The organism is Levilactobacillus yonginensis (genome assembly GCF_003946265.1).
GTDB classification, from domain to species: domain Bacteria; phylum Bacillota; class Bacilli; order Lactobacillales; family Lactobacillaceae; genus Levilactobacillus; species Levilactobacillus yonginensis.
The window spans coordinates 1-11,365 of the sequence record NZ_RHNO01000021.1; the positions used below are offsets into that span (position 1 = coordinate 1).

Genomic DNA, 11,365 nt, shown 5'->3' on the forward strand with positions numbered 1-11,365 from the left:
TGCTAACTATCATAAGGGAGAGGCTTTCCCTTTTCAATTGCTTATTTTTCTATTTACACATAATTATTTAAACACTCCCTCAGGGCTTAGCCGGTTTACTTATCTATTTAACTTAACTACAGGTTGAAAATACTGAAACACCTACTATGTCTGACACAATAAGGATTGGATATTAGGGTTTAATCATACATAGCGGGAAATTGTCGCCTTACCGTTCGCCAAATTTGGACTGGAACGCGGTGGGAAGGACGGGACAAGCCAAAGAGCGGTCTTGTCCCTCACTTGAAGCCACAAAACCTGTCTTCAAGTCGCCATTTTCAAGAAAATCACCTAAAAATCCCACGGCTGAGTTCAAATTTGGCTCACTCTCGGCTGCCTGGTGGAGCAACAATAATATTGCGTAAGTGTTGTCACTCAGACATTTAAACTAACTTAGTTCCCAGAACCCGTTTAACCGGAGGCGGTCAGAGGTGGAGCCAGCTGTGTCGACGGTGTTAGCCGATTTTCGGCTTACAGCGTGGGACGTGTTTGGAGACTGGTGGTTTTCCAGGCTTCAAACCGAGCCGGAGGACCGCTTTTCAGGCCGGAGGCGTTCCCCACAGCAGGCGGAATCTCTGACCGCCGCAGGTGGCTGGGTGAGACTAACTTTCAACCTTTAGACTTAATCTGATTTGCTATTATCTGCGAAAAATCATGCGGCCAATATCCTGACTAAAAACGGTAAAACTAAAACCAATCAGCGCTACTAACGACGTTACCACCGTTGAAAATTGAAACCCATACACAATGATCCCTAACCCCACAATGGCGATAACGTCGCCGAAAATACTGTGGCGTTTCCCCTCTTTTGCCATTTCATCTGTTCTCCCATCTCTCTGTCTGATTCACAGCTAACTTTAGCAGAAAACAACCAGCGGACGAAACGAAACGTCTTACAAGTATTGTTATATCAAGGGCTCTAGCGGCTAACCCCGTTGTGATACGGTGCTTTAAGTCAAGACATTTTCACAATAACGAATAATGTCGGATAAAAATAATTTATACCACAATAATTTTGAATCGGCTATAATGGAAGATATCTATACTGAGTAAAATCATTACCATTCAAACAGTTACCGGTACGTGATTTCCTAGTCATTCGACGTAATCCGTCGACAAAACATTGCGTTTTTTAACGAAAGGAGGCGACACCATGCAGGTTGCCCTTCAAAACATCACATTGGCCTATGACCACCATCCCGCTATCCTAGACCATTTTTCAGCGACCATCCCCGACGGTGAGTTAGTCGCGCTACTGGGTCCTAGCGGGAGCGGTAAAACCACGATTCTAAACCTGCTTGCCGGGCTACTGACCCCGGCAGCTGGTCAAATCTTGTTTGATCAGACCGATGTCACCTCACAGGATAGCCGACAGCGTAACATTGGCATGGTCTTTCAGGATTACGCGCTGTACCCCCACCTCACCGTGCGGGATAACATTGCTTTTCCCTTAAAAATGGCCCACGTCAAGAAACATAACCGTTATCAACGAGCTACGAACTTGGCGGAACTGGTCCAAGTGACCGATCAACTCGATGAGTTTCCCCGTAACCTTTCCGGCGGCCAGCAGCAGCGGGTCGCCATCGCCCGGGCGCTCGCTAAGCAACCCAACCTCCTGCTATTGGACGAACCCCTGGCCAGCCTAGACACAGCCTTGCGTGAAGACCTCCGCACCGTCATTCGCCACATCCAACAACAGACTGGCGTCACGACCTTACTGGTGACCCACGACCAAGAGGACGCCCTCCAAATTGCCGACCACATCATGATTCTCGCCAATGGCCAGCTCCAACAAGTTGGCACCAGTGCCGAGCTATACCGTCACCCACATAATCAGGCCGTCGCCGCCTTCATCGGTCACCCCCCAATCAACCTGTTGCCAGTCGCAACGCTACCGGCAAAGTTACGCGCCTTACTGCCAGCTAGTGCGCTCGCTCAAGCCACCACGCTCGGTATCCGTAGTGAGACCATCCTGCCCACCACGCCCGACGTAGCAACCTTTTCGGCCAATATTACCCAGCAGGTTCAGTTGGGCCGTGACACGCAAACGCACCTACATAATCTGGTCGGTACTTTTGTCAGCACCGCCATTGCCCCCACGACCGCAACTCAGGTTGCCCTAACCGTTGCCCCACAAGGTTGTCATCTATTTAACCACGCTGGCATGTGTCTTTGGTCGGGTGATGCTCATGCTTAACGCCAAGCCCAGTGTCAAATCTACCCTCAAGGCCTTACTCTACTTGGCACCCTTCCTCATCATTACGGGAACCTTTGCTGTCTGGCCGCTAATTCATGCGTTCTTAATGAGCAGCTACACCCACTATAACTATTACACCAACCGGGTTAGCGCGATTGGTTGGGGAAACTTCATCACGCTCTGGCACGACCCCACCTTTCAACTCGCCTGTCGAAATACGCTTTTGTTAGTGCTCGTCGTCATGCCAACGACGGTTCTGCTATCTTTACTGATTGCCCTCGAAATCAACCGCTCGCGTCACCTAGCCGGCTTCTTTCGGACCATCTACTTTCTGCCGTTTGTGACCTCCACGGTGGCCATTGGCCTGGTCTGGAATTGGTTGTTTCGTTTGGATGGCGGTCTCCTTAACCGTTTTTTAGGCTGTTTCGGGATCAACGCCATTGACTGGTTAAATGACCCCCACTACGCGTTACCTGCGTTGATGGTGGTCTGTGTGTGGCAAGGACTCGGCATCAACATTATCCTATTTCTAGCTGGCCTCAACCACATCGATCAACGATACGCTGTAATTGCCACGCTCGACGGGGCTAGTCCTTGGCAACGATTCACCAATGTGACTTGGCCGCTGCTGTTGCCCATTACGATTCTGATTGTCGTCAACACCAGCATTACTAACTTTAAGGTATTCGACCAAGTTTACGCGCTCTTCCACGGGACGGCTGGCCCCAGCAACGCCGATCTCACGCTGATGTACTATCTCTATCAAAAATTTTACGTGGAGAATCAATTCACCTTAGCCGCTGCTAGCGGGGTCGTCCTATTCGTTCTGGTCGGCGGTTTAACCCTCCTGACCTACGGCTATTACCGCCACCGTCGCCGCCAGTTAGGAGGTCGTTAATGATGCGTCATTACTTAAAACTAGTCACCCGCACCCTCTTCCTAACGTTGGGGGCCATTCTGATACTCATTCCGTTTGCCTGGATGTTAGTCACCAGCCTTCAACCAGCGGCCACGACCCTGACAATTCCGACGACCTGGCTGCCCAAGTCACTGCAGTGGCTGAATTATTGGCACGTTTGGCAGGCGGCACCGTTTGCCCGGTACTGCCTAAACTCCTTGCTGGTAACTGCCGCTACCACGGTCGGCCAACTCATCACCAGTATTTTAGCCGCTTTTGCCTTCACATATCTCCAATTCTATGGTCGCCGTACCTTATTTGGCCTATTGATTGCGCTCATGCTGGTGCCCGGGGAACTACTCTTGATTCCCAACTTTGTGACGCTGGCCCAATTCCACTGGGTGGATACCTACGCAGCACTCATTGTTCCGTGGCTGGCCAGCGTCTTCATGGTGGTGGCACTCCATCAAGCCTTCCGTTCCCAACCCGCCACCCTCTACATCGCAGCACACCTCGATGGTGCCAGCGATTGGCAATACCTGTGGCACATCTTGGTCCCAACGACGCGCCCCATCATCACAGCGGTGGCGCTCCTACAGGTGATTGCTTCTTGGAACGCCTTCATGTGGCCACTCATCGTCACGAACAGCGACAATCTACGGACCCTGCCGATTGGCTTGATTGCCTTCACCACCGCAGAGGGTGCCAATTATCCCCTTTTGATGGCGGCCACGGTCTGTGTCATTTTGCCATTATTAATCCTCTACTTAGGTCTGCAAAAGTACCTGGTCATGGGGATCTCTGCAACTCACTTGAAAGGATGAATCCGATGAAACGTTTTTTCCACCTCAGTCTTAGCCTTGGTGCTCTCCTACTGCTAGGGACCCTCAGCGCTTGTACGCAGCACCAAACCAAACCCACCGCCCAACAACGGGTGACAGTGACCTTTTGGCATGGTACCAGTGGCGCCAGTGAACAGACTCTCAACCAGATGATCAAAGACTTCAACCACTCTCAATCCACCTATAAGATCGTGGGAAGTTCCCAGGGAGATTTCGCCAACGTCCAACAAAAGATTACGGCTGCGGCTAAATCACATACCCTGCCAACGATGGCCCAGACCACCTATACTAACGTCCCCAACTATGTGCGCGGTGGCTTTGTGACGCCAATCGACCCATACCTTGCCAAACAAACGGTGGGTAAAATTGCCCCTAATTTCAAGGCGGCAACTCAGTATCAGGGCAGGACCTACGCACTGCCCTTCTCTAAATCGATTCGGGTGCTCTACTATAACCGCGACCTCCTCAAACAGAATAATATCCAGGTCCCCAAAACTTGGGCGGCCGTTGCCAAAGCTGGTAAACAAGTCCGTGCCCAGGGACTGACGGGGCTGGCCTTAGACCAAAGCCTTTCATCCGAGGTCGATTCACTCGCTCAGGCGGCCGGTACGCCATTGTATCAACGACAGCCGCAACTGACCAGTCCGAACATTGTCGGCGCCACCCACGTCATCTACGACATGTTACAGGCCAAGACCGCGAAGACGGCCGGTGCAGACGGCTTCGGTAACATCAGTTTTCTCAAGGGCAAGACCCTCTTCTACAGTGGCTCATCCGCTGCACTAGGCATCATGCAGACCAGCACGCCTAAGGGACTGCACTGGGGAACAGCACCACAGCCGAGTTATCAGGGCAAGCGGCGACCCGCCATTGCCGGTAACGACCTAGTCCTCTTTAAATCAGCTTCTAAGGACCAACGTAAAGGCGCGGCGGCCTTTATGCAGTTCTTACTGGCTAAGAAGCAAACGTTGAAGTGGGCCAAGGCCACCGGTTATCTCCCGCTAACAACCACCGCGTTAAAGAGTCAGAATTACCAAAAGTATTTACGCCAACATCCCCTGGCAAAGGCAGCGGCCCAATCACTGCCTGATGGTTTCATGGACCCCACCCTCGTCGGGTACACCCAATATCAGGCTGACGTGAACCAAATGCTTAGTCAGTTAAGTACTGGCGAAACGACACCAGAAAAGGGATTAGCTAAGCTGCAGCAACAGGTAAAAACCATGCTTGCTGATCAATAATCGCAAAAAAAGATAGTCCCAGAAATCAGGTGTGATTTCTGGGACTATCTTTCTTTACAATGATATTTAGTTTAACGATTAAAGGTTGCAAGTTAGAAAACCGTTATCAAACCAAGACTAGTAAAGCATTACAGGTTTAAAATTAGTCTCACCCAGCCACCTGCGGCAGTCAGAGATTCCGCCTGCTGTGGGGAACGCCTCCGGCCTGAAAAGCGGTCCTTCGGCTCGGTTTGACCCCTGGAAAAGCTACCAGTCTCCAAACACGTCCCACGCTGTAAGCCGAAAATCGACTAACACCGTCGACACAGCAGACTCCACCTCTGACCACCTTCGGTTAAACGGGTTCTTGAAAAGTAAGCTAGCTTGCATGCCTGAGTGACAGCACTTACTCAGTATTATTGGCATGCCACTAGGTAGCCAAGAGCGAGCCAAATTTGGATTCAGCCGTGGTATTTTCAAGTGTCTTTCTTGAAAATGGCGACTTGAAGACGTGCTTGGCGGCTTCAAGCGAGGGACAAGACCACTTTTTGGCTTGTCCCGTCCTTCCCATCGCGTTCCAGTCCAAATTTGGCGAACGGTAAAGCGGCAATTTTTCACTATATCCGACTAAATCCCAATACCCAATCCTGGTTGTTTCAGTGCTTTCAACCTTTAGTTTAGCAATTAATACTTGTAATAGGACTGCTTACCTGTCGTCACAAGTGCAGCTCACTTAGAAATTCACTATTGTGCAAACTTCAACTGGCGATTGCGGCTATCAATACCGTTGATAATCTGATCCAGTAAAATAGCCATTTCCTTTTGATCACGAACCGCCGTTGCTTGTTCCAACTGGTCAATCGTGGCTAGCACAGAGCGTTCTGTCAATTGAGCAGCCGGCGAGGACTTTACCTGACTAGCGTGAGCCAAGTCGTAAGCCTCTTCGACTTTTTTCTTTAAGTCTGCATCCTGTGTCCGTGCCAGAATACCCGCTAGTTTGCCAGAACTGCGTTTAACAAACTGTAATTCCTGTTCATGAACAACTAAGGCGTCCGCTGTTCGTTCATTAGCAATAATATGGGCAATCAAGATAATCGCGTACAGTGCCGTAATGATGACCTGACTGACCAGACTCAGCGTTCCCTGGTCTGGATAAAAGAAAATAAAGATCAAGCCACACACAAACGTGATAAAGAAATACGTCGCTGAAATACTGTACAGTGACATGCTAAAGACAGCAGCACTACTACTTCTCCGCACCATGAAGGGCGTAACCAGTAACAGCACGTAAGACAAGTGAATAAATCCATATGCCCACCAAACACTGGCTGCTTGATTAGCACCTCCCAAGACGAAGAAAACAATGTTAAAGGCTATCAGGAAAATTGCGTCCAAGAGTACCCAAAGATTTTGTTGTTTAGACATCTAGCACCTCACATCCGGTCCAGTACTTCTGCCACCTTGGCATCATACTGTTCCTGTGTAATCAAAGAGGCCGCTAGCATCTTTTTGAGCTTCATTAGAACGGCCATATCATCTGGTTGATCATCTGCTGGTTTCGCAGTTTCTTTGGGTTCGGCAGCACCGCTTAATGGAGACAGCATTCGCTTACTCATATCGCCAACCACGCCGCCGGAAGCTACGCCCATGCCAATCCCCGCACCCATCGCGGCCACACCGCCAGCACCGGAATTATTTGAAAGGTTCGTTAAGATATTCGCCGCTTGTTGCTTACCCCAATCATCACCAAGCACATCCATAACCGCTTTGTCCCCTTGAGCCAGTTTGCCTTTAGCAATGGCGCCGATTTGAGATTCATCAATGGCATCGTACTTCGTGGTATCGATATCTAAACCGGCCAGTGAGAATGTGACACAGGTCAATCCGTAGTCGGCAAAAACCTCATCGAGCTTAGGCGCAATTTGCGTTGATAGGTCTTCTAAATAGGCATCTAACCCAATCAGTTCCTGCTGAAGGCCATTCAAAAAGATGGAAATAGTTGACTTGATTTTTCCTTGAAACTCGTTAGAAAAATACTTCGTTAACTCATCTTGCGTTTGGTAAGGAACGTTATTACCCAGTAATTTTTCTAAAAACTTTGCTGGATTAGTGATTCGCACCTTGTACGCACCACGGACCCGGGCAGACGTCCGAATTCCCCAAACTTTGTCTCGTACCTGGATCGGTGTTTGGGAACCCCAGAGGATTTCCTCACTGTCCGCTTTCCGCACGAAATAGACAACACAGTTAAAAGTACTGACACCGCCGGACATAGCATTGCGCAACCGGCTGATGAATGGGTAGTTCTCCGTCGACAAATGATAGGTACCGTTATCAAAGACTTGTTCAATCGTCCCGCTCTTGATAAAGATAGCCTCTTCACCAGGCATGACGACCACCGTGGAATTCGTATTGAAATCCTCTTCGGGTTGCCGCCAAATCAGCAACTCTCCTGCGCCAGTATTCTTAATGACGTCGGTCATGTGCTTCTTGCCGTTAACGAAGGCCGCTTCATTTTTGTTTCGACCAAATAATGACATCAAATTCCTCCTTATAATTCAGATTGCTAGTTAGCCTAAAGAACTAGTTGTACAAAAACGAGATGAGAGCTTACTTAACTGCCACAATGATTAGTATCAGTCGGTAAGCCTTCATCTCGTTTAATGTTATTGTGGGTTATATCTTAATTTAAATAGTCTGTGCTTAAAAGAATGATTATTCTTATGAGCATACCCATTATCGCTTAATGCCACCGTCACTGCACCGTGGGTAACGGCTAAACGCAACGAATTTATTCATATACCCCAGTACCTCTCGACTTAAAGCTTAAGCGTTCTTCTTTTCACGCAACATCTGCTTCATGGCCTTTACTGATTCGTTGGCCGTTGAAAGGTCAGTTCCGTTCATCGCAAAGTACATCTTGTCACCAGGAACAATCACCCGGAATTGCGTGGTATCAACAGTTTCTTCTCGTTCACCGCCCTTTTCTACGAACCGAGCTGACTCTGAACTAGTAGCTGTTGAAACGGAGGTCACATCTTGATAGAAGAACTCTTCAGTTTCTGTATTGTGCCAATTCTGATCCATATCAAATGAATACTTGTACATGTGCATCTGAGATTCACTGAATAAAATCCAGGTCAATTCATAGCGTGAACTGACTGTTTGATTATCGTCATCAGTCCGTCGCGCCCATGATTGCTTACCGAATTCGTAACCCACCAGATTAATTGGCTTGATTTCGCTGATTTCATCTTCATCTAAACCAGTTTGTTCAATGGCCTTTTGCCGTAAGTTCAAGCTGTTGGCTCTAGTTTGAACCATAGTGATGTAATCTGAATCTGACATAACACCAGCTAGTTTACGAGCAAGACCATGACGTAAGAAGTAATCAATAACCTTCTTTTCGTCTGGCGTTTTGCCATGCTTGCGCTGCCGAATAGCTTTTGCTTCGGCAGAACCAAACACGATGTACCAGTAAGCCACTGCAAGAATCAAAATAAGAAGTATAACTGTCATGAAAAAAATTCCTCCACTTTTGGTTTTATTAACCATTAATAATTTGGTGACACTATAAAGAACTAGGACGGGCAACGCCTAAGATGATATAAAGTTGTTCAATATCAGTCTCGGATAATCCCGTCGATTGCGCATTCGCCAACGCCTCTTCATAAGTTGGCGTGGTACGAAAATGCTTACGCGCAAAAAAATCGTATTTCAAGTAAGCTAAAAAGTAGTAATAAATACCCTTTGGTTCGATCATCAAAGCAGCGTTAATGTACTCTTCACTTTGGTCAACAGCCTTCCGACCAGCTAAATAGGCTTTCTTGCCCTGCAAAGTAGTCAGAGCAGCATAAAAGAAGCTTTCGGAATCGTCGAAATTATCCTCGATTGCATGGGCAAATGCTGCCGCCGCCTGTGCGTACATCTTTAGTTTGAGGTAGCACATGGCCAGAGACTTATTTAAATCCTTATTATCAGGATGATCCTTCAATCCCTGACGATATGACCGGGCATGCTTATTCAGATCTGCTGCGGACATACCGGCCACACTATTAAACGTTGAAATCACGATTGGTGCGTGACAATACTGACAGGTCTTTTGCCCAGTCGACACACGAGCTCCGCACCCCGGACAAGTTAATTCCACGACGCTTTCCAAAATTTTTCCCACCTTGCTAAAATAATTCTATTATCGATCATTCTGAATGATCAAACACTAGTTAACCCGCAGCCTAGTCGCTCGTTTGCCTGACTAAATTCCGACCTTTCACTCTAATAAGAGTTATCAGACTGAAAAAAATAAGCCAAACCTCAGCACAACTAAAGCGACAGTTCTAATGGCCTTGCGCAACCAATTCTCACGCGATTATGTAATCAATTCAACCTTGCACTTAACAATACAATCAAGTCTCATAACTACTTTTTAACTAGAAGGTATAACCGGATGTTACCCGAAATATACACCCTCTAATCACGAGCATTCCAACGCCCCAGGTTCCTTTCGCTTTATTAATTAGTCCCTAAATCATATTGTTCTAAATTGTGTAAAACTCATTATGATTTGATAACTAAAAGTTATTATACAACAACGGTTTACAATAATCTGTCATTTGATGAAATAAATGCAGAAAAGTTTAAAAAAACCTTAATAGACATAAAATCCGCCACAAACTTAATCGTGGCGGATCCCAGAAACATTTTATTTATATTAACCAAAGACTGAAAATACTGAAACACCCACTATGCCAGATACAACAAGGATTAGGTATTGGGGGTTAGTCAGACATAGTGACAACTTGCCGCATTCCGGTTCGCCAATAATATTGCGTAAGTGCTGTCATTCAGGCAACTAAACTAGCTTAGTTGCCAAGAATCCGTTTAACCGGAGGCTGTCAGAGGTGGAGCCAGCTGTGTCAACGGTGTTAGCCGATTTTTGGCTTACAGCGTGGGACGTGTTTGGAGACTGGTGGTTTTCCCAGGCTTCAAACCGAGCCGAAGGACCGCTTTTCAGGCCGTAGGCGCTCCCCACAGCAGGCGGAACCTCTGACAGCCGCAGGTCTAACCTCATTCATCATATTGCCGATAAGCAGCGGCCAGAGCGTCACGCATTCGTTTGACCAGTGATGGTGGCGATAGGACTTGGAGCCCCGCCCCCTGACTCATCAGCCACAGCATCGCGCCGTCCACCTTGATGTAGGCTTCCACCACGTGGCTGCCGTCCGCATTTGTCTTGATAACCCGTGAATCGGGAAAATGGTCCAGCACCGTCTGAATGTAGTTCCGATAGATAAACCGCACCTGCGTCATCGACCCGGAATCCAGTAGGTACGTGTAGTGTCGGTGTTCCTGCAACGAAAACCGTTCGTCATAATCCAGTTTTTCTCCCGGCAGTTTTTCCAAAATATCTTCGATACGGTCGAGCCGATACAACCAGTAACCATGGTGTTCTTCGCTGTACATGGCCACGTAAAAATAAAAAATTTCAAAAAACAACGCTACTGGCTGTGCGTGATGAATCTGAGCCGTCGTCTCTTCTGGGCGACTACTCCGGTAGGAAAAGACCATCTTTTGGTTCTGAGCGATACTGGTGGCCACTTCCCGCAACCGATGAAGCAGTGGCTTGGCCCGGGACAGTGGCACATAGCTTCCCCGAGAGAGTTTTAACTGTTGACGCACTGCCAACTGCATCTCCGGCGAAAGATTCGAACTCAGATAGGCCAAGGTCGATGTCAACTCCACTTGATTCAGTGCTCGTGAACCTAACAGAATGTTACTAGCCGTTAGAACCATTGCAGAATCCGTCGATTCACTTTGCCGCGACAACCGATACGTTCCCTGATTTTCAATTAAGTCACCGGCAGCGTACTCCGATAGTGCCCGACGAATGTATGCCAAGTCTCGCTGGCTAGTTCGTCGACTAACCCCATAACGCGACTCAAGTTCTCCCTGTTTCAAGGTCTCACCAACCATCAAGCGAACCAATAACTCTGCTATTCGCTGATTACTTTGCATACGCTTCGCCTCCTACCATAGACCTTATGAACAGCCCTTAATTATTATAGATAATCCAATTATGGGTCGTCTCACTGAAAAAGTAAACCGTCACCTGCGTTTAACAATTATCTACGACAAAAAAAGACGCGCAATTCACTTAAGAATTGCGCGT

The 11,365-nt window shown here is 47.9% G+C and carries 10 protein-coding genes; 4 read left to right on the forward strand and 6 right to left on the reverse strand.

The genetic code is table 11. The features are described from left to right. Positions 1–677 precede the first annotated feature (677 nt). Positions 678–854, reverse strand: coding sequence for a hypothetical protein (locus EKM87_RS12405; RefSeq protein ID WP_164506477.1), 177 nt, complete (start codon positions 852–854; stop codon positions 678–680). Between the two features lie 338 nt (positions 855–1,192). Between EKM87_RS12405 and EKM87_RS09900 the strand changes: the two genes are divergently transcribed. Genes EKM87_RS09900 through EKM87_RS09915 form a run of 4 tightly spaced genes read left to right on the forward strand, consistent with a single transcriptional unit; the run spans position 1,193 to position 5,217 of the window. Next, a complete protein-coding gene (locus EKM87_RS09900; RefSeq protein WP_125684311.1) occupies positions 1,193–2,236 on the forward strand; it encodes an ABC transporter ATP-binding protein in 1,044 nt (347 codons plus the stop codon). Next, entirely contained in the window at positions 2,229–3,134 is a 906-nt protein-coding gene (locus tag EKM87_RS09905; RefSeq protein ID WP_125684367.1) for a carbohydrate ABC transporter permease, read from the forward strand. The genes EKM87_RS09900 and EKM87_RS09905 overlap by 8 nt, the downstream gene beginning before the upstream one ends. Before the next feature lie 2 nt (positions 3,135–3,136). Continuing rightward, positions 3,137–3,958 carry a carbohydrate ABC transporter permease gene (locus EKM87_RS09910; protein WP_404819679.1) on the forward strand — a complete coding sequence of 274 codons (822 nt, stop codon included), beginning with the start codon at positions 3,137–3,139 and terminating at the stop codon, positions 3,956–3,958. 5 nt (positions 3,959–3,963) lie between these two features. Further along, positions 3,964–5,217, forward strand: coding sequence for an ABC transporter substrate-binding protein (locus EKM87_RS09915; protein ID WP_225428432.1), 1,254 nt, complete (start codon positions 3,964–3,966; stop codon positions 5,215–5,217). A 723-nt stretch (positions 5,218–5,940) separates the two neighbouring features. Here EKM87_RS09915 and EKM87_RS09920 read toward each other — a convergent pair. The 5 genes from EKM87_RS09920 to EKM87_RS09940 form a co-directional block, all read right to left on the reverse strand. Continuing rightward, on the reverse strand, positions 5,941–6,621 hold the full coding sequence (locus EKM87_RS09920; protein ID WP_125684317.1) for a hypothetical protein: 681 nt from the start codon (positions 6,619–6,621) through the stop codon (positions 5,941–5,943). 8 nt (positions 6,622–6,629) lie between these two features. Next, positions 6,630–7,736: an SPFH domain-containing protein gene (locus tag EKM87_RS09925; RefSeq protein ID WP_125684319.1), complete on the reverse strand. Its 1,107-nt coding sequence runs from the start codon at positions 7,734–7,736 to the stop codon at positions 6,630–6,632. 286 nt (positions 7,737–8,022) lie between these two features. Continuing rightward, the gene (locus EKM87_RS09930; RefSeq protein WP_125684321.1) at positions 8,023–8,715 is read right to left on the reverse strand and encodes a hypothetical protein; all 693 of its coding nucleotides are present in this window, start codon (positions 8,713–8,715) and stop codon (positions 8,023–8,025) included. 52 nt (positions 8,716–8,767) lie between these two features. Next, positions 8,768–9,358 carry a tetratricopeptide repeat protein gene (locus EKM87_RS09935; protein WP_125684323.1) on the reverse strand — a complete coding sequence of 197 codons (591 nt, stop codon included), beginning with the start codon at positions 9,356–9,358 and terminating at the stop codon, positions 8,768–8,770. Between the two features lie 905 nt (positions 9,359–10,263). Next, positions 10,264–11,211: a helix-turn-helix transcriptional regulator gene (locus tag EKM87_RS09940; RefSeq protein ID WP_225428433.1), complete on the reverse strand. Its 948-nt coding sequence runs from the start codon at positions 11,209–11,211 to the stop codon at positions 10,264–10,266. Positions 11,212–11,365: the final 154 nt, after the last annotated feature.

Excerpts from the sequence above, each read along its gene's own strand:
- EKM87_RS12405 (WP_164506477.1), bottom strand. The coding sequence starts at position 854 with ATGGCAAAAGAGGGGAAACGCCACAGTATTTTCGGCGACGTTATCGCC.
- EKM87_RS09900 (WP_125684311.1), top strand. The coding sequence starts at position 1,193 with ATGCAGGTTGCCCTTCAAAACATCACATTGGCCTATGACCACCATCCC.
- EKM87_RS09905 (WP_125684367.1), top strand. The coding sequence starts at position 2,229 with ATGCTTAACGCCAAGCCCAGTGTCAAATCTACCCTCAAGGCCTTACTC.
- EKM87_RS09910 (WP_404819679.1), top strand. The coding sequence starts at position 3,137 with ATGCGTCATTACTTAAAACTAGTCACCCGCACCCTCTTCCTAACGTTG.
- EKM87_RS09915 (WP_225428432.1), top strand. The coding sequence starts at position 3,964 with ATGAAACGTTTTTTCCACCTCAGTCTTAGCCTTGGTGCTCTCCTACTG.
- EKM87_RS09920 (WP_125684317.1), bottom strand. The coding sequence starts at position 6,621 with ATGTCTAAACAACAAAATCTTTGGGTACTCTTGGACGCAATTTTCCTG.
- EKM87_RS09925 (WP_125684319.1), bottom strand. The coding sequence starts at position 7,736 with ATGTCATTATTTGGTCGAAACAAAAATGAAGCGGCCTTCGTTAACGGC.
- EKM87_RS09930 (WP_125684321.1), bottom strand. The coding sequence starts at position 8,715 with ATGACAGTTATACTTCTTATTTTGATTCTTGCAGTGGCTTACTGGTAC.
- EKM87_RS09940 (WP_225428433.1), bottom strand. The coding sequence starts at position 11,211 with ATGCAAAGTAATCAGCGAATAGCAGAGTTATTGGTTCGCTTGATGGTT.